General features: G+C 39.6%; 22 protein-coding genes and 1 pseudogene. 8 read left to right on the top strand and 15 right to left on the bottom strand.

Features of this window, described 5'->3' with window-relative positions; all coding sequences use genetic code 11:
* The first annotated feature begins 88 nt into the window (after positions 1–88).
* Both K3G25_RS10590 and K3G25_RS10585 read left to right on the top strand, forming a co-directional pair.
* The gene (locus K3G25_RS10590) at positions 89–994 is read left to right on the top strand and encodes a DMT family transporter (protein ID WP_021494614.1); all 906 of its coding nucleotides are present in this window, start codon (positions 89–91) and stop codon (positions 992–994) included.
* Between the two features lie 63 nt (positions 995–1,057).
* Entirely contained in the window at positions 1,058–1,459 is a 402-nt protein-coding gene (locus K3G25_RS10585; protein WP_021494613.1) for a MerR family transcriptional regulator, read from the top strand.
* Between the two features lie 60 nt (positions 1,460–1,519).
* On the opposite strand, the gene K3G25_RS10580 is transcribed toward K3G25_RS10585, so the two are convergent.
* Positions 1,520–2,392: a LysR family transcriptional regulator gene (locus tag K3G25_RS10580; protein ID WP_160216678.1), complete on the bottom strand. Its 873-nt coding sequence runs from the start codon at positions 2,390–2,392 to the stop codon at positions 1,520–1,522.
* A gap of 128 nt (positions 2,393–2,520) precedes the next feature.
* On the opposite strand from K3G25_RS10580, the gene K3G25_RS10575 reads away from it, so the two are divergent.
* Positions 2,521–3,099, top strand: coding sequence for a LysE family translocator (locus K3G25_RS10575; RefSeq protein WP_058906494.1), 579 nt, complete (start codon positions 2,521–2,523; stop codon positions 3,097–3,099).
* 18 nt (positions 3,100–3,117) lie between these two features.
* On the opposite strand, the gene K3G25_RS10570 is transcribed toward K3G25_RS10575, so the two are convergent.
* From K3G25_RS10570 to K3G25_RS10540, 7 genes are all read right to left on the bottom strand, one after another.
* Positions 3,118–4,341, bottom strand: a complete 1,224-nt coding sequence (locus K3G25_RS10570) for an MFS transporter (RefSeq protein WP_058906495.1) — start codon at positions 4,339–4,341, stop codon at positions 3,118–3,120.
* 4 nt (positions 4,342–4,345) lie between these two features.
* On the bottom strand, positions 4,346–5,230 hold the full coding sequence (locus tag K3G25_RS10565; protein WP_021494609.1) for a LysR family transcriptional regulator: 885 nt from the start codon (positions 5,228–5,230) through the stop codon (positions 4,346–4,348).
* Positions 5,231–5,389: 159 nt separating this feature from the next.
* The gene (locus K3G25_RS10560; RefSeq protein ID WP_160216679.1) at positions 5,390–5,755 is read right to left on the bottom strand and encodes a DUF1304 domain-containing protein; all 366 of its coding nucleotides are present in this window, start codon (positions 5,753–5,755) and stop codon (positions 5,390–5,392) included.
* A 30-nt stretch (positions 5,756–5,785) separates the two neighbouring features.
* A complete protein-coding gene (locus K3G25_RS10555) occupies positions 5,786–6,424 on the bottom strand; it encodes a nitroreductase family protein (protein WP_232489728.1) in 639 nt (212 codons plus the stop codon).
* A 13-nt stretch (positions 6,425–6,437) separates the two neighbouring features.
* A complete protein-coding gene (locus tag K3G25_RS10550; RefSeq protein ID WP_014722085.1) occupies positions 6,438–6,899 on the bottom strand; it encodes a MarR family winged helix-turn-helix transcriptional regulator in 462 nt (153 codons plus the stop codon).
* A gap of 111 nt (positions 6,900–7,010) precedes the next feature.
* Entirely contained in the window at positions 7,011–7,889 is an 879-nt protein-coding gene (locus tag K3G25_RS10545) for a YitT family protein (RefSeq protein ID WP_012118921.1), read from the bottom strand.
* A 168-nt stretch (positions 7,890–8,057) separates the two neighbouring features.
* Complete coding sequence (locus tag K3G25_RS10540; RefSeq protein ID WP_232489727.1) at positions 8,058–8,510, bottom strand: MarR family winged helix-turn-helix transcriptional regulator; 453 nt, start codon at positions 8,508–8,510, stop codon at positions 8,058–8,060.
* Between the two features lie 121 nt (positions 8,511–8,631).
* Between K3G25_RS10540 and K3G25_RS10535 the strand changes: the two genes are divergently transcribed.
* Positions 8,632–9,063, top strand: coding sequence for a GNAT family N-acetyltransferase (locus K3G25_RS10535; protein WP_061861715.1), 432 nt, complete (start codon positions 8,632–8,634; stop codon positions 9,061–9,063).
* A gap of 335 nt (positions 9,064–9,398) precedes the next feature.
* Positions 9,399–10,265, top strand: coding sequence for a DUF1259 domain-containing protein (locus K3G25_RS10530; protein ID WP_021494606.1), 867 nt, complete (start codon positions 9,399–9,401; stop codon positions 10,263–10,265).
* A 246-nt stretch (positions 10,266–10,511) separates the two neighbouring features.
* Here K3G25_RS10530 and K3G25_RS10525 read toward each other — a convergent pair whose 3' ends face one another.
* From K3G25_RS10525 to K3G25_RS10515, 3 genes are read right to left on the bottom strand one after another with little or no spacing between them, the layout of a single operon-like run.
* Positions 10,512–11,159, bottom strand: coding sequence for an HAD family hydrolase (locus K3G25_RS10525; protein ID WP_115941212.1), 648 nt, complete (start codon positions 11,157–11,159; stop codon positions 10,512–10,514).
* Between the two features lie 2 nt (positions 11,160–11,161).
* Positions 11,162–11,590, bottom strand: coding sequence for an NUDIX domain-containing protein (locus tag K3G25_RS10520; protein WP_115941213.1), 429 nt, complete (start codon positions 11,588–11,590; stop codon positions 11,162–11,164).
* 14 nt (positions 11,591–11,604) lie between these two features.
* Positions 11,605–12,057, bottom strand: a complete 453-nt coding sequence (locus tag K3G25_RS10515; protein ID WP_232489726.1) for a hypothetical protein — start codon at positions 12,055–12,057, stop codon at positions 11,605–11,607.
* A 304-nt stretch (positions 12,058–12,361) separates the two neighbouring features.
* On the opposite strand from K3G25_RS10515, the gene K3G25_RS10510 reads away from it, so the two are divergent.
* Positions 12,362–12,907 carry a hypothetical protein gene (locus K3G25_RS10510; RefSeq protein WP_014419372.1) on the top strand — a complete coding sequence of 182 codons (546 nt, stop codon included), beginning with the start codon at positions 12,362–12,364 and terminating at the stop codon, positions 12,905–12,907.
* Positions 12,908–13,035: 128 nt separating this feature from the next.
* Here K3G25_RS10510 and K3G25_RS10505 read toward each other — a convergent pair whose 3' ends face one another.
* The 3 genes from K3G25_RS10505 to K3G25_RS10495 form a co-directional block, all read right to left on the bottom strand.
* Positions 13,036–13,494, bottom strand: a complete 459-nt coding sequence (locus tag K3G25_RS10505; protein ID WP_014419373.1) for a hypothetical protein — start codon at positions 13,492–13,494, stop codon at positions 13,036–13,038.
* Between the two features lie 62 nt (positions 13,495–13,556).
* Complete coding sequence (locus K3G25_RS10500) at positions 13,557–14,342, bottom strand: SAR2788 family putative toxin (protein ID WP_014419374.1); 786 nt, start codon at positions 14,340–14,342, stop codon at positions 13,557–13,559.
* 14 nt (positions 14,343–14,356) lie between these two features.
* Complete coding sequence (locus K3G25_RS10495) at positions 14,357–15,166, bottom strand: S8 family peptidase (protein ID WP_224988719.1); 810 nt, start codon at positions 15,164–15,166, stop codon at positions 14,357–14,359.
* Positions 15,167–15,734: 568 nt separating this feature from the next.
* Between K3G25_RS10495 and K3G25_RS10490 the strand changes: the two are divergent.
* Positions 15,735–15,876 (top strand): annotated as a pseudogene (locus tag K3G25_RS10490) (DUF255 domain-containing protein); the annotation flags it as partial.
* Positions 15,877–15,918: 42 nt separating this feature from the next.
* Here the strand turns inward: K3G25_RS10490 and K3G25_RS10485 are convergent.
* Positions 15,919–17,367 (bottom strand): MocR-like pyridoxine biosynthesis transcription factor PdxR, encoded by a 1,449-nt coding sequence (locus K3G25_RS10485; RefSeq protein ID WP_232489725.1) that lies wholly within the window; start codon positions 17,365–17,367, stop codon positions 15,919–15,921.
* A gap of 128 nt (positions 17,368–17,495) precedes the next feature.
* Here K3G25_RS10485 and K3G25_RS10480 point away from each other — a divergent pair, with 128 nt between their 5' ends.
* Positions 17,496–18,377 (top strand): DMT family transporter, encoded by an 882-nt coding sequence (locus K3G25_RS10480; protein WP_232489724.1) that lies wholly within the window; start codon positions 17,496–17,498, stop codon positions 18,375–18,377.
* Positions 18,378–18,500: the final 123 nt, after the last annotated feature.

Below are 18,500 nucleotides of genomic sequence, written 5' to 3'. Positions count from 1 at the left end.
ATTGACATGGAGTCCACTCCATCTATTAGGCTTTATTAGCAGAAAGAAGACTTTCAGCAAATAACAATTAAGAAGGATGGAGTGACACATGTTTAAAATCATCAGTGCGATTATCATTGTTACGTTCGTGTGGGGGTATTTGTGGGTGCCCACCAAAATCGGACTCGGTTATATTTCACCGTTTTTCTTTACGGCCCTGCGGCTTTTTACAGGAGCTCTGCCATTGTTCCTTATACAAATCTTGCGTCAAAAAGACTGGATTCCGGCCAAAAGAGACTGGAAAAAGCTGATAACGATGAGTTTGTTTATGTGCCTGGGGTATTACGGACTTTCAACATTCGGCATGCAATATGTCAATTCAGGTCTGGCTTCCGTTCTTGTCTATACGATGCCGATTATCGTCAGCGCTTTGGCGCACTTTTTTTTACAAGAAAGACTGACGGTAAATAAGATTATCGGTCTGTTTATCGGCTTGGCCGGTTTGCTGGTCATTATCGGCCCGCAATGGTCTGATATGGAAGGAAGCCATACATTATTTGGGGAATTGACGATTATTCTTGCGGCTTTCTTTTGGGCATGCGCTAATATTTACAGCAAAAAAACATTTTCCGGCTATGACACATTAAAGATGACTTTCTGGCAGATGCTGATAGGCGGACTCATGCTGCTGGTCATATCGGCTGTCAAAGAGCCGATCATGCAAACCAACTGGTCAGCTCCTTTAATATGGTCACTGCTGTATGCTGGATTAATGGGCTCAGCCGTTGCCTTTGTATTGTGGTTTTGGATACTGCAGCATATTGATGCTTCGATCGCTTCCATCGCATTGATGGCCGTGCCGATACTTGGTTTATTTTTCGGGTGGCTCCAGCTGCACGAGCCACTGACTGCAAACATTATTTACGGAGCAGTGTTTGTCTGTCTCGGTATTTTCTTTGCTTCAGTGAAATTGCGCATCCGAAAACCGAAAAACGAGATAAAGAAATCAGCTTAGGGAAAAATACAACAAAAAACTCTTACACCATCGTATAAGAGCGGAGATTGAAAAGAGGCTGTTATGTACACAATCGGACAAGTATCAAAAATATCGGGCTTTTCCATTGATACCCTTCGTTATTATGAAAAAATCGGCTTGCTTCCCCCGCCGCAAAGAAAAGAAAGCGGTGTGCGCATTTACTTTCAAAAAGACATCGACACACTATCTTTTTTGCGATGCTTAAAAAAGACGGGGCTCTCTGTTGAAGAGATGACTGAATTCATTCACGCCAGAGGCTTTGCTCTCGCTCATAAAACCCCTATGACCGAAGAATATGCAGCTTCCGTCAAAACGAAGGTGGAAATCTTAACGAAACACGTCAGCAAGCTGGAAAAACAGCTGACCGACATCGAAAATGTCATTTCTTTAACGAAAAAGAAAATCGGCACTTATCATGATATTTTGAGTCAGATGAAAGAGTAAATGATGTACAGAATTTCGGACAAAAACAAGAGCCGATGCGCGCAGGCATCGGCTTTCAAATTAACCTATCATCTCAAGAACAAGGGACACAAAAGCTTCAGCGGCCGGAAGCTGCCATTTTTTCTTTTTGACCAGCATATGAGAATAAAGCCGCTCGAACGGCTCAGACTGCTGAAGAATTTTCAGCTTCCCCGCTTTTACCTCTTCTTTTACCGTAATATAAGGTAAAACGGAGAAACCGAGTCCGCTCATCACCGTCTGCTTAATGGCCTCTATGCTCCACAGTTCCATTGTTTGTAAATGACTGATATCATGTTTGACGAGAAATCGTTCAAACATAGTCCGATAGCTGCATCCTTCTTCATTTGTAATAAAAAAATGCTTGCCGCTTTGTTGATAGTCGTCAAAATGTTCCGGTGCGTCACTGCCCGCCACGAGGACGATGCGTTCCTCCAATAAAGAATAATGTATGCATTTTTCCATTTGTATCTCCGGATACACCATAAATGCAATATCCACACGGCCGCTTACTAATTCCACCTGATTCTGTCCGCATGTTCCGTTGCTCAATATGATATTGACGTTCGGATACTTCATGGAATATTCCCTGATAATCGGCCCCAGTCTGGAAATGGTCAAAGACTCCGGCGCCGCAATTTTTAAAACGCCCTTAACCTCGTGAGTGCTTTGCATATTTTTGATCTTGTCATGGGCGGAAAGTAAATCCTCGGCTAACGGTATCAGCTCTCTTCCTAAAGGCGTCAGCTTCAAACGCCTTTTTTCGTACGTAAATAATGCGCCGCCGATCTCCTGTTCAAGCGCTTGAATATGAGTCGTAATCGTCGATTGCGTATATCCCAGCTTCACCGCCGCTCCTGTATAGCTTCCCTTATCTACAATGGCCTGAAATGTAATAAGATGTCTGATCTCCATACGATTTCACCTCTACTGAATGTATCGAAAAAATCAATAATGCGATTTTATTTTTCAATTTTATTTATACCTATTCTTATCATACAATAAAAAACGGCTCCATCACATTAGCAAATGAAGGTGATTTAATGAGTATCATAGCTTTTCTTTCTTATGTCCTGATGACATCTATTACACCCGGGCCGAGCAATATTTTAATGATGAATGAAGCGCGCAGAGCCGGCTTTATCGGTTCATGGCGTTTTAACGGCGGAATCCTGACGGGATTTGCAGTGCTCGGCATTCTCAGCGGTCTGTTTACAATGAGTGTTTATCATTGGATTCCCGTCGTGGAACCTTACTTTAAAATTGCCGGAGCCGTCTACTTGCTCTATTTGGCCTGGCAGTTTTCTCTTCCCAAAACATCAAAAGGCGATTCTGAAAAAACCCGCTCGTCTTTTCTATCGGGATTTCTGTTTCAAATGATCAATATAAAAAGTATTTTATTCTTTTTAACGTTGATGAGTGCTTTTATATTGCCGTTTCAGCACACGTACCCATTGATTACGTTCTGGCTCGCCTCGGCTATTCTCCTGGGCTGGGCGGCTCTACTGCTGTGGTCGGCGTTCGGCTCTGTTTTTAAACATCTCTTTGAGAAACACGATAAAGCGTTTCGGATCGTGATGTGTCTGCTGCTCATTTATTCTGCGGTAAGCATTTATCTGTAATTCAAAAAAGATAAACGCCTATTGGTGTTTATCTTTTTTCGTTTGAATCAATGTGATTGTTTGTTTTGTCAATAAACCCAACCAGATTGAAACGGAGGCCGAAACGGCTGAAAGCACCGTGATCATGGCGACAATACCGTTCCACCCGAATTGGTGATAGAATGCACCGCTTGCAGTCCCCCCGGTGCTTCCTCCGACATAATAGGAAAACAAATATACTGCGGCGGCCTGCGCCTTATCACGGCCGGCCAGTTCGCCAACCCAGCTGCTGGAGATCGAATGGCCAGCAAAAAAACCGAATGTGAAAATCGCAACTCCTAAAATCATGATCCGTATATCAGTGAATAAAGTAATGCAGACACCAATCATGACAATCGCTAATGAGAGCGGCAGGATTTTTCTTTTGCCGTATTTGTCTGCTAACATGCCCATCCACGTTGAACTGAACGTACCGACAAGATATACGAGAAAAATAAAGCCGACTGCCGTTTGGCTAAGTGAATAAGGCGGCTTCATCAATTGAAAGCCGATATAGTTATATAAAGATACAAATCCGGCTTCCAATAAAAAACCGATAATCAAAAGACAGACGAAACCGGGCGTCTTGCACTGACGGCAAAATGAGATGAGAATTTGCTTTCCATTATATGAGCGGGATGTAAAATGAGAAGAAGAAGGAAGTACCTTCCAAAAAATAGTGCTTGCCAGCAAACTTATGATGCCGATTGTCAGCAAAGCCGTATGCCAGCTGAAGACATCCGTCAGAAAGCCGCTGATGATACGCCCCGTCATGCCGCCAATCGAATTGCCGCTGATATACAGCCCCATTGCCATCCCTAAGCTTTCCGGCTCGATTTCCTCAGCCAAATAAGCCATTGCCGCTGCCGGAAGCCCCGCTAATGCGACTCCCTGAAGCGCCCTGCAAACGACAAGCAGCTGAAAATTCGAAACAAATCCTGAGAGAACGGCCAGTACGGATGCAGCAATTAATGATACGCCCATTATCTTCTTCCGCCCGTACATTTCTGATATAAAACCGGCGAATAACAGACTGATGGCCAAAGCAATCGTTGTAGCAGATTGGCTTAAGCTTGAGACCGCCGGTGACAGGTGAAAATCATTTGCGATGTCAGGCAGCAGCGGCTGCGTTCCCCAAAGGATGGCAAACGTGCAGAATCCGCCTGCAAACAAAGCGAAGTTCACCTTTTTAAATTGGCGTGTGCCGCGGCGAATGTAAGCCATTTGTTTACCCCTTTCTGTTAAGCCGTGTTTGAATAAACGCTATAAAATTCTCCGCTGCCGGTGATAAATAGCCGTCTTTTCTCCAGGCCAAACCAATCTCTCTTTCACAAACAGGATTTGTGACGCTAAGCAGTTTGACCTTTCGTTTATCAAAAACGTGCAAGTCAGGGATAAGAGACACCCCTAATTTCGCGCCGACTAACCCGGACGCTGTCACAATATCCTCTCCTTCGAATACGACATCCGGTGAAAATCCGGCTTTTTCACACAACTCTTTAATCATGCCATGAAGAACATTCGTATCTTTAAAAGAGATAAACGGTTCATGCTCCGCCATTTTCAAATCAATTTCATCATATGAAGCGAGCGGATGTTCAGCAGAAACGGCTAAGTATAACTCTTCTGTTAAAAGCGGATGACAGATCACCTCTTCGTTTTCATCACGAAGCGAAGTCAATGCGATGTCCACTTCTCTTGACGTTAATTGCTCGATAATCTGCTGATTTGATGCTTGGGTCAACTGAAAATTGACATGAGGATACATGTGTTGAAACGAACTGATCATGTCCGGAACCATACTCATTCCAAGCGATGGCAAAAAAGATAACAATATTGTGCCGTTGTTGGGATGGATTTCATTCCACACTTCTTGCTTACCGATTTCAATTTGTCTGATAGATTGTTCCACACGATGCAAAAACAATTTCCCGTACCGATTCAAATAAATATTTCTGCCTCTGCGATCAAAAAGCTGAACGCCCAGCTCATCTTCAAGCTTTGAAATAGAACGGCTGAGAGCGGGCTGAGATATAGACAGCTGTTTCGCTGCCTGTGTGATATGCTGCACTTGCGCCACTATCTGAAAATAATTAATCTGATGCCAATCCATTGATTGCCCCCGCTGATTTGTTATTTTCATTTATCATACGTTACCCAATCTATAACTTCTAATTGTTAGTTTGCATGAAAGTGATGCATATAAGGAATGTTTTTCAAAACGGAAATAAAAAAGAGGGCTCCCATTCCGGAAGCCCTCACTCCGTTCTGCCTACGCCGCTAAAAGAAAAATAAGCGCTAAAACAGCCGGAAGTCCTTGTTTTACGATAATTGATTTGTTTGAAGTAAAGCCTCCGAAAATGGCCGCGATGACCACACAGATGACGAAAAACATTTGAATCATATGGCCCACCGGATCAGCGAGGATCAGCCCCCAAATGAGACCGGCAGCCAGAAATCCATTATACAGACCTTGATTTGCAAACATGACCGCCACATTCCGGTCACCTTCTAAATGCTTCGGCAATTTGAAGGACCGCTTAGCTGCCTTCGAATTGATAAAAAACATTTCAAGTATCATGATAAATACATGTTCTAAAGCTACAATTCCGACGAAAACAGCCGCAATCATGTCCACTGTCCCTCTCCCCTCAGCTTCACTTCAACCTTATTTCCATTGTGCGATTGTTTCGATAGGAAGACGGTAGGAAGCATATCCTTCGTCTGCCGCTTTTCCGATTGATAACAGCATGACCGGTACATAACGCTCTTTATCCATTCCGAAAACCTCGGCAACCTTTTCTTTATCGTAGCCGCCGATCGGGTTTGTGTCATAGCCGTGCGCGCGTGCCGTAAGCATCAGCTGCATGGAAACGAGGCCTCCGTCGATCAGAATCGTTTCACGGTTCACTTGCTCCGGAAGTTTTTCAAAGTGCGCCGTCAACGCAGCGATTTGTCTGTCTTTTACTTCCTGCGGCATGTAGCCCAGTTCGACCGCTTTCGAATAGATTTCTTCTAAATAGTCATCATTGTTCATATCTGCGAAAACCGCGATCACCGCAGATGATGTGCTGACTTGTGTTTGGTTAAAGCTGGCAAGCGGCGCGAGTTTTTCTTTTCCTTCAGGGCTGTCAATGACAAGAAAACGCCACGGCTGCGCGTTGACTGAAGACGGTGCTGTCGTTGCTTCTTCCAGAATTTGAGTCATTTCTTCTTTGCTGATTTTAACAGCCGGATCGTAATTCCGAATGGAACGGCGGCCTTTCATAATGTCCATAAAGTCGTTTGTTTTCAGTTCTGTTTTCATGTGTAATACACTCCTATGCTTTCATATTTTCTATATTATTCTGCATCTGCGACAATACGTTTTTTAACATACTGCGTTCTTCCTCGCTGACACCGGCAAGCATTTCCTTTATGAAACGCTCCTTCTCCTTTTTGGAAGCCTCAATTCTCTCCCGCCCCTGATCAGTAAGCCGGACAAGTATAATTCGGTTGTCCTCGGGCTTCCGCCTTCTTGTGACCATTTCTTTGGCTTCAAGCTGTTTCAAGTGTCTTGTCACGGCTGCGCCATCAATATTCACCTTTTTCTGAAGATCGCTTTGGCTGATCTCGTCGACGTAAAAAAGCACGGCGAGAAGCTCAAGGCGGGATTGGCTGATTCCGGTGCACGCTTCAAACTTCGTGCCGATCACTTTGTGCAGTGATTGGAGCTGATATAAAATCTCGCCTTCCTCTGAACAACATGCTGTCAAAACCCATCCCCACTTTCTTTTGCGCAATTAATTGACTAGTCAATGTTTGATATATCAACAATATACAGCCGCCATTCTTTTTTTGCAAGTTTTTTCTCCTTTTTTAAAAAAAGCTGCCGGTTAACGGCAGCTCTCTACTTAATGATTATGGACTTTTCTGAAATTACTGCCTTTTACTTCTGCGACATCATATACCGTCACAAAGGCTTGTTTATCAATGTCATTAATAATTTCCTTCAGTTTGGTTTCTTCCAAACGGTTGATGACACATGTGATTTCTTGGAATTTTTCATGAGAAAAACCGCCGTATGCTTCTTTATAAGTAGCGCTCCGGCCCAATTCTTCACGAATGGTCTCTACCATTAATGCAGGCTCATTGGTGATAATCTGAAATGTTTTAGAACCGCTTAAGCCTTCCTCAACCACATGAATCACCTTAGATGCAATGTAGTAAGCAATGACCGAAAGCAATGCGCCTTGCAGCCCAAATACAAAAGAAACAAAAATAAACACAAACATGTTTAAAAATAAAATGAGGTCGCTCGTGCCAAACGGCAATTTCCGTGACAGAAGCACAGCCAGCATATCAATTCCATCTAATGCGCCGCCGTTGCGCAATGCCAATCCCATTCCAAAGCCGAGAATAATCCCGCCGACAACGGTGATTAACAGGGTGTCTCCCTCGATGATAGCCGGTGTGTGGTGGAAAAAACTCGTGCCCGCGGCAAGTGAGACAATACCGATAATTGATAGAAACGCAAAACCTTTCCCGATTTGCTTATATCCTAACCAGACAAACGGTATATTGATCACCGCAATTAAGATCCCAAGAGGCAAATGAAACAGCTGTGAACCGACAATGCTGAGTCCGGTTACACCGCCGTCAGATACACTATTCGGAATCAATACGGTTTCCAGTCCATACGCGGCAATAATTCCGCCGATGATGACCATGATGGCCCGTACGATTGATTTCACTCTGAATTTCTTACGTCTTTGTTTTTCGATTGTACTCATATCATTCCCCGCTTCAATTATTTTTTCTTATTTAAATATACCATAATTGATACTTTTCGTTAAAAATAAGCCTATCGGCTATGTTGAAGCAGGAACCGAGGAAGGAGATTTCACAGATAACGTATCCATTTATGACTTTAATCATTCACCAAAAGGAATTAATAACCATCAATAATCTCTTTTATTCCCCTTCTTCACATATTCCCAATCATGTTCTATATTTTTTCTCACCCGCTGAAGAAGTCCAAAAATGGTTTCTTTTTCCTCAGATGTAAAGCCGGACAGGGCTACCTCCGCAGAATGCTCTCCTTCTCTTTGCAATAACGGATAAACCTTTCTCCCTTTTTCAGTCGGGAACAGTTTTTTTATTTTTTTATTTTGATCATCAGGACGCTTTTCAATAAACCCTTGTATTTCCAATTTTTTGATTGCCCTCGCCGCTGTTGTTCGGTCAACTTTAATCATTTCCGCCACTTTTTCCTGTATCACTCCCGGGTTTTCACATATACGCACAAGATAGAGATACTGCCCTTTTGTTAAGCCTAATTCCTTAAATTCAATATTGCTGATGGAATCCAATGCCCGTGCGATCATGCCGATTTCCCGCAAAATATCAGTCATATCTTTTTCAAACCCTTCATGTTTTTGTTGCATTTGCAATATAATTGTTTTATCGTTACTTCTATAAGAACACAAGCAAGCCGTGCAGTCCAGACTAACATGTGAAAAGGATTGGTTGATCATGCAGATAAAAAGGATAACAACGGAAATTGATTTACAAGCAGCGCTTGAGATTAGAAAAGCAGTATTCATTGAGGAACAGCAAGTACCTGAATCCGATGAATTTGACCAGTTCGATACGCTTGAGGATCAGTGCGGGCATGTCTTGGTTTATCATGAAAATCAGCCTGCCGGCACAGGACGCGTCCGCATCGTAAACCATACAGGCAAGCTCGAACGAATCTGCATCCTGAAGCCTTACCGCAAATACGGGTTGGGCAAAGTCATCATAAGCGAATTAGAAAACATGGTAAAAGAAAAAGGCATCACCCAATGTAAACTGCATGGACAAACACATGCGGAAGGCTTTTATCACAAACTAGGCTATCAGACAGATTCACCGGAATTTATGGAAGACGGCATCCCGCATGTCTTGATGACAAAAGAGCTGTGAGCTGTCACTGAATGAGCAGCCAAACGGCTGTATGAATTATTTACCGAAAGCCTTGTATAAAGGCTTTTTTTCTTAGCCTGAACGCCTTAAAAAAATCAAACCCAGGATAAAACTACCAATTTATAGTGTTTTCATTTCTTAAATAGTCCGATCAAAAGCTTTTAATCTATTAAAAATTAACAGTTAAAGAGATTATAAAAAGGGAATGAAATCCTGAATTATGCAAGAAAGGCTGATTCTCTCTAATATGGACTGCTGACGCGTTACATTCTTTCTATCTTCACATATCTTTAATACTAAGTACGTTATAAATAGATTCCAGGAGGAGATATGAAGTGGAAGAAACGAGTATGGAGCCATCACGGCTCTGCAAAGAATTTGCTAGAATTCTCAATTCAACGCCAAGTGTCGTAAATGGCGTATGTACGGCGACAAGATTTCGAAGCAACATTCATCCGGTGGTACTCGGAAGAAGAGCCGAGGCATTTCCTTTTATTCCTCAGGCCTTTTCATTTGAAAGCATGGATCGGGAAGGCAGAGCTTTATGTTTAGGTGAGACTGTTTTACTGCAAGAAGAAGTGAACCCGTTAATGAGTGAGCTGCGCAAATTCGGTATCATCGTAACTGCCGTTCATAACCATTGGCTGTTTGATAAACCGCGTCTGATGTTTATGCATTTTGAATCAATTGATAAACCTCTCAATTTTGCAAGAAAAGTGAGAGAGGCCCTGAGAGTTCTAACTACTAAAACTGTGCGTGCGGTACCAAAAACTGACGGGGAAATGATTGAACGGCATGGTCTTTGTGACGAATTCAACGATATTCTAGGCGGAACCATGCATACGTTTGAAAATGGAATTTGTACAGTAATGAGATCCCGAACGAATATAAAACCAGTAGTACTGGGACGGCCCGGAAGATCATTTTTGCTCATTCCGCAAATGTTTTCATTTGAATCAATGACAAAAGACGGCCGTGCTCTTTGCAGCGGAGAAACTGTAATTCTGCAAAAAGAAATCAATCCATTTATCAGCGTCCTTCGGAAACATGATCTGACTGTAACGTCACTTCACAATCACTGGCTGTTTGATAAACCGAGACTGATGTATATTCATTTCGAATCGATTGATAAACCTGTCAACTTCGCCTTAAAAGTGAGAGATGCTTTAAGAGTGCTTACTGATAAAGAGGTCAAAGCTTAGCATGTTTTGAAGTATCAAAAAGCGATTAAAATAATCGCTTTTACATATGATCAACCGAAAACAAAAAAGATTTACTCTTCAAAAACCAAGCCTATGTGCCTCTAGGAAAGACATAACCATACAGATTGAAGTTTGAATAAAACAAGGAGAGCAGAGGTTAGCCTTTTTTTTATATTTGGCATCTTAACTTAAGAAAAGCCGCTTTGTCGGCGGCTTTTTTATCCTGAATCCTTTAATGTGAGAATGTTAAAAAGCAGCGGAATAGTTTTTGTCTTGCAGAATCCGAAGAAGTTGATGGGGTTCTTTTACAAAGTATGTCGGTGAAGCTGCAGATAAGTGTGTAAGATTCCCCTCTCCCCATAAAGCGCCCGCACTTTTCATATCAGCAGCATGAGCTGCCTCAATATCTGTCATTTGATCTCCAATATATAAACAATCGCTTACATCTGCATGTAAGTGATTTATCGCTGTTAGTAATGGCTTAGGACTCGGTTTGTACTCATCACAATCTTCAGCCGTGAGAACGACTTTAAAAAGCCCATCTAATTTATTATTGATTAACTCGCCATAAGCAAATTTTTTCAATTGTGAGGTCACAATCCCCAAACCATATCCTCTTTCACTTAAACTTTCCAGCAAAGAGATAACACCCGGATACGGTCTGATTTGATGGATTTTATTTTCGAAATACTGCAATATCGAGGAACGTATTTGCTCTGCCTCGTTTGGAAATCTTCTCAAAAAAACCGCAATAGGCTTACCGACAAGAGACTCTCTCTCTTCATTCGTTAATTTTCTCTTTAATACTGTTTCAGTTCCATGATTATAAGCCTCTTTTGCCAACCATTCACTATTTACCAAGGTTCCATCTAAATCGAATAAAATTGTATGCATTTTTATTTTCTCTGACTTTCAAATTTATTAAGATAACTCTCTAAAGCATTTTTAGTAGTTAACGTTAAGGGATCAGGCAAATTTTGAAGAGAAAACCAGCCAACATCAATTATTGCATTTAACTCGCGGTTTCTTACAGTCCCAGTTTGAATACTGCATTGATACGTCGGACATACCCAATGAGTCTCCTCATCATGTAAAATATGGTTTGTGACACAAAGTAAAGAATCAACCTGAATAGTTACCCCTACTTCCTCTTTTATTTCACGGATAACTGTATCTTCTGCCTTTTCCATCCACTCAACTTTACCGCCGGGTATACTCCAATGATTAGCTTCAGGGTCCTTCTTTCGTAAAACTAAAAGTAATTCCTGTTCCTCATTCAGAATAAATGCTCCGACTCCCACTCTTGGGTGCTCTGTTTTTTCCACTGTTAGTCCTCCTTTTAGACAGTAGATGTCAGCTCCTTATTGCTAGGTTTTTTACCATTAAGAATATCTCTTGCAATAACGATTCCAGTAGTCGCTGCTTGAATAATTCCGCGTGCCCATCCAATGGCATCTCCGGCAACATAGAATCCAGGTACATTGGTACGAAGACCCTCTTCTGCTTGAACACGATCCCAGCATAGTTCCCATACCGGAGCGTGCAGTAAGGTATCACCATTAATAAGATCTTCAGATAATAAAGACAAATGATTTAAAAATTCCTCCACTGCTTCTGTTACATATTGAGGAAGAACCCAATGCAGATTTGTTGGCGCTGCATCCGGCAGAGTAGATTTAATGCTATTCTGCTTCAATTTTTCTTCAATTGTTGGTATTCTGGCAACGAAACCTTCATAACGCTGGAATTGGTCAAACGGTATACTTAATTTTCCGGATACATATATAATCAACTTGAAAGAACGTTAGAAATAGTCGAAGAAAAAGCTGCAGCTGTAAACATACAATCTAAATGGACATTGATGGAGTATGCGTCGACAATATAACAATTAAATTAATTCAATTCGGTTCCTCTTTCCCTAAAGAAAAACTTGTGCCTAAAAATCAGTCACATCATCCATCTTCAGCCTCCAAACATTATCAAGCCTTGATGAGGCAAGCAAACACGGAGTATCATAGTTAGACACAACAAAAAAGATCTCATTATCCAAAGTCAGATTGAGTATTTTAGTTGTATAAAATAAAGGAGGAAATAGATTGACTTTACATCATTTTATTGGGGCTGACAAAGAACTTCCTATTGGTGAGTATGGCAGGAATCCTACACTTAAGCCCATCTCCGAACTAGAAATAAAAGGAATTGATGTCAACAAACGCTCTCAATTTAAAAAAAATCGAAAGAATAGCGAAAATTCACTTGTAAAGGTTTATGACACAGAAGAAGATGCATACGGAATTGATATTGTTCATTTAGATCCTGGATATGAAGCAGTCAGAAACAAATTCACACATCCTTATATATATGAATTACAAGGGTACTTACACGCCAACAATACACCTGGCCAACGTAAATCTATTAAATCACTTTTTCTTTTCATTGAAAAACACTTGTCAAAAGGTGAATCAGTTGAAATATATTCCTGCTTAGATGGATATGAAGATGAAGATAAAGATGACAGTATGGATGTAGTTATCAATTTAAATACTTTACAATTTGGAAAACATATAAAGTTTAAAGATATAAATCACCTTAGTCATATATTCTATTTGGAAGATAAACAATATGTATTAGTCAAGAAATAAACAAGAAAAATCCCAATTGAATAATGTTAGTTTAATAAGTAAGGAAACCATTCTATACGGTTTCCTTACTTATATATATTATTATTCACTAAAAACCATGCAACTCTTTTATAAAAAGTTGAATGGTTTTAATCCCATTTTTCAAAATGCACTTTTAATCCTGGTATACTCAATATTCTTTGTATTTCTTTATCATCTTCAGTATCGATATAACTTTCTTCTTCATGAGAGCATGTTACCAACCACTCCTTTCCATCTTTGAAAAAAGACAAGTCTTCTGGTAAATGTGGCTGCTCCCAAGCATATAAAGAATTTGCGGATTCTTTCAGAATGTTTTTTGCGTTTTCATCTGTATAATAGTAATAAACTTTTGCTTTTTGATTGTCTCCTAGAATAGTACTGGCCCATTCTGATTGCTCTTTCATTACTTTCAACGAACTTTCAAGTTTTTTTAACAGAGGATCGAATGATTTTAAAGATCCCATATCTTTTCTTAAAACTAAATGAAATTCGTCGCAAATTTCGAAAGCCAAATCAATTAACTCTGAATACAGCTGATCCTTTGGGTTGTGATCAATAATTAACATAGTTACCTCCTTCTCCTATCTTTTAATTACTTTAAAGTTAGATGTTTATAAATTAATCTATATTATCTTGCTGCACCATAGAAAGCATGAGCTTTCATACGGACACCTTTTCCATGTTTATACCTAGAGATCGAGTGATAATGATAATGTTTACCTTTACCCTTTTTATCTATCTCCGGACCAACTATTTTTTTAATCGGACTTGCGGCTTTAGCAATAGATTTGGCATTGTTCTTCGACGTAGACCAAGTGTCATCACCCCTTTTAAGGCGTGCAATTGCAGCAGGTCTTTTCAAACCATTACCGATAAATAATCCTTTAGACTTTCTTACTGCCATATAATGAGAATAGGTTCTTTTACGCTTCTTAAACTCAGAATAGGCAACATAAGTCACTCCTGAAATAGTCACAGCTAATCCAATTGAAATTAAATGCGCTAAAAGTGCCTCTCCAATAACTATTCCTATAGGTATAAACCAAACAAAAGAAGCTGTTACCTCATCTGAATTAATCTCATATTTTTTATTTGTTTCCGTATCAGTAAAAGTTGCTTCTATCTTCTCATTTGTAGCATTTTCAATATTAACTTTATATTCTTTACCTTTTTCACCAGTCTTCTGCGAAATTTCATCGGTTATTAATGAAAGTTTCATATTTTCTTTATCTAAAGTCATTAAACCTTTAACTCCGCCTTTTTCCGCTGTGATTACTAATTTCTCTTCATCGTTTGTTACAATTTGGTAATCCTTATTGTTTAAAGCCTCAGCTTTTGATTCATTATGTAAAATAAAAGTGAAAGTTAATACTAGGCTTAAAATAACTGCAATACTCTTTTTAAAACATTTCATTCAAATTAACCCCTTTACTTAAAAGATAAAAAACCTTTTCCATAAATTTCATCTCTTCCTTTCTTTCCAAGATCGATGGACAATTTGGACAATACATGGTTAACCTGATTATAAATATCCTCTTTTGAATTAATTCCGAATTTATCTCTATTTTGTAAAATTAATGATATTACACCGGTAACATGTGCAGCTGCTAAAGATGTACCACTTTCAGTTTTATATCCATTATTGAGGGATAGTATCGGTATATCTACACCAGGTGCAGAAAAGTCAATCTTTCCTTTAGGTGAAAAGTTAGCTATTTTATTATTTCTATCTACAGCATTAATAGAGAGAACTTTTTCATAAGCTGCTGGATAATCAACATCTCCGCCATAATTGTTACCTGCGGCCGCAACGATTATGATCCCACTGTTTACTGCTTTATCAATTGCACCTCTTAACAACGGTTTATCTTTGGATAATCCAAAACTCAAATTTATTACCTGAATATTATTATCAATACACCACTCTATAGCTTTAACAAGGTTATCTAATGAACCTTTTCCTTTTGAATTTAGTACTTTAACTGAATATATTTCAGTGTCTGGAGCAATTCCAACTAATCCAAAACTATTATCTTTAGCTGCTATAATGCCTGCAATAGCAGTTCCATGCCCCACATCATCATCTGAGGTTAAAGTCATGTTTATTGGATTAAATTCTCCTTTAACTTTCCCTTTTAAATCTTTATGCTCTTTATCAATACCACTGTCTAATATAGCAACTTTCACTTTCTGTTTCTCTCTTGAAGTCCATATTGAAGCAGCATTGATTTTTTTCACCCCCCACGGTACTTCTTGTACACGGTTATGATTAATTTTTTCTGTTCCATTTCTCTCTATATGCTTAAAAATGAATAAAAAGCACGCAAAAAAACCTAATGTAAAGATTAATATAAATAATAAAATATGAGGTTTTTTAATTGCTAACACCACTTTTTGAAGATTTGAAAATATTCTCATCCTTGGCCAAGAATAACAAAACTATTATATCAATCTACAATTAAAAATCAAAGTTTTTTTAGGAAATATTTCATTGATACATTGCAGTTATAAAGTAGTGTATTTCTTAGTCACTATAAAGAAAATTGACCTTCAAATACATATTTAAAACAAATCTCAATAACTGGCATATTAACTTAAATAATTTTGAAGACTTCTGCTAGTGACGGTTTTAAAGATAATCTTTCTCTTACGGTTCTTTGAATATCAAGTTCTCCTCATTATTTTTAAACCAGTACCCCAACCGTAGTCAGCGAACAATTCGCCATTTAACTTAATCGAATTTGATCACCGGAGTTTTCTCTTTTTATCTCGAAAACTTCCCAGGATCATGAAAGCAGGTGAGCCCATGCCAATTAACAACAAACCCAATAGATTAATCGATGAGATGTCTCCATTTACTCCAACACGCCCACACCCCCGTAAACTGGCACCCGTGGGGAGAAGAAGCATTTGAAAAAGCGAAACGCGAAAACAAGCCGATTCTTGTCATTGATAGCATGTCTCTTTCTATTAAAGTAATCATTATATATTTATCTGCTTGCCAATTCCTTAATCATCAAACCCAATTCATAAATTCCCTTTTGAAGGTCTTCAAGAGATGCATAAGCATATGATAAGCGAATATAGTTCCCTTTTTCTTGAGCATAGATACTGCCGAGATTGAGAAGTATCCCTTTTGTCAAAGCTTTTGTATAAAGTAATTTCATAGATAGTGAAGGCAATATTTTTACCCAGACAAAGAATCCTCCCTTCGGCATATTCCATGTAGCGACATTCTTCAAATTGGTTTCTAAGAGACTCATGACCAATTGTCTTCTCACCTTTAATTGACTTCTCACCTGTTCTAGATGCTGCTGGTATTCACCGGATGTAAACCACTCTGCCGCTACTCTCTGGGATAACGAACTGGAGCCGTAATCTGTTTGCATTTTTATGTCGGATAAACGTTCAATCACTGGTTCCGGCCCGACGATCCATCCAATTCTTAAGCCGGGGCTTAATGTCTTAGATAAACTTCCTATGTAAAGCACATGCCCATTTTTATCAATTGTTTTAATAGGATCTGGAGGAATTTCATCGATCCATAACTCACGATAAATGTCATCTTCAATAATGGGAAGCTGTGCATTCTCACTTGCCGCAAGGATTTCTTCTCGTCTCTTTTTTGACATTAAAATACCTGTCGGATTATGAAAACAAGGATTTGTATATAAGATAGCCCTCCCCCGTTCCCCCCTTGCCATGTGGATATGTTCCGGCAAAAGTCCATCATTATCCATAGGAACTCCAGTCAGCTTCATACCGGCTGATTGAAATACGTGTAATGAATAAAGATAGGACGGCTGGTCAAGATAAACGGTCGATCCCCTTTGCAAAAGCCCCATTGATATCAGCTGCAAGGCTTGCAGTGCGCCCGAAACAATAAGAATGGAAGAAGATGAAGCTTGAATACCGATTGTTCTTAAATAGCCGCTTAATGCCTCTCTCAAAGGCAAATATCCTTTTGGTTCCTCATACCCAAATGCCTCTATGTTTTGAGATACCTTTCCCATCATCTTTTTCATAGCAGCTAAAGGAAAAATCTCATGTGAAAGTTCTCCTTTACTGAGCTGTATAAGATCGGAATTTGATTCTGATTTATTGATCTCTTGAACAATTTTTTGGCTTGGCTGCTGGATTCCGGAGGTTACATACTGATCCCAATCGGGGGCGGAATTCTTAGCCAAAAGTGTCCATGTATTGTTCGTAACAACTGTCCCTTTGCCCATTCTGCCTTCGATTAATCCATCCGCCATCAATTCCTCTAAAGCTGTAATGACTGTGCTCCTGTTCACCTCAAAGTGTTTGGCAAGCGTGCGCTGGCTTGGAATCTTACTTCCAATCGGCCATTCTCCATTTCCTATTTTCTCTTTTATAAATTGAATGATTTGTATGTACTTAGGAAGCTTTTTCATCTTTTTTTCTTCTGGAGCGCTCATAAAAAGTATCCTCCTTAAAGTGGTTGGGTCAAAATCTATTTAACTGGTTGAAGTCATATCATCAAATCTTTATTAATATAGAAACACACTAAATAACTGGTTGGTTTTTGTAAAGAGGAGTGAGAAAGATGCGAAAGAAAACAGTTCGAATCGGTATATCTTACAGTCTGATGATTGGGTTGTGGGCATCAGCTTTCCCGGGAATTCGCGCGGGTTTGGAGAGTTACACGCCGGAACACCTCGCTTTGTTTCGCTTGTTGATTGGGTCAATGGCACTGGTGGTTTTTGCTGTTTTGACTCATATGCGTTTACCTGACATGAAGGATATCCCTGCTATTTTATCTTTAGGATTTTTAGGTTTTGCACTATATCACATTTTGCTGAATATCGGAGAAAAAACAGTCAGCGCAGGGGTAGCAAGCTTACTCGTGACCATGACACCTATTTTTTCTGCAATGTTATCTCGTCTGTTTTTTGGTGAACAGTTTGGGCTTTATAAATGGATTGGCTCTATCATAAGTTTATTAGGTGTGTTGATCATTACATTTGGGGCAGGAAACTATACACATTCAGTGAACGGCATTTTGTTAATCCTGCTGGCAGCTTTTTCGGAGAGTATTTATTTCGTTTTTCAAGCCCGCTATATAAAAAAATATGGATTTATTCCATTCGTTACATTCACTATTTGGGGCGGGACAATTCCTATGCTTGTATTTCTGCCTGGCTTAGGGGAAGAGTTTTTGAACGCTTCAATGAACTCAACATTGTCTATCGTTTACTTAGGTTTATTACCAACGGTTGTGCCTTACTTTGCACTTGCATATGTAACTTCACTCGTCGGTACTTCAGAAGCAACCATTTCACTTTATTTAACACCAGCCGTAGCCTTGGCCATTTCTTGGGTGTGGTTAGGTGAGGTACCTGCGTTTATTGCACTGACAGGGGGGATGGTTACAGTCGCCGGGGTGTGTTTCACTTATCTGAAAGCAAATAAAATTAGGCTCAAATGAAATGAATTTTTCAGAATTGTGATATGTTAAGTATATCAATATTAAAAAGAAGAAAATCCATGATGCGATAGTTTACAACTTCTTCTTTGCCTGCTTGACTTTCAGTTTCTGCAATTAGCGCAT

Source organism: Bacillus sp. FCW2 (assembly GCF_021228595.1).
GTDB classification, from domain to species: Bacteria; Bacillota; Bacilli; order Bacillales; family Bacillaceae; genus Bacillus; species Bacillus velezensis.
The sequence above is the reverse complement of the archived record's forward strand: the minus strand, read 5'-3'. Positions and strand labels throughout refer to the sequence as shown.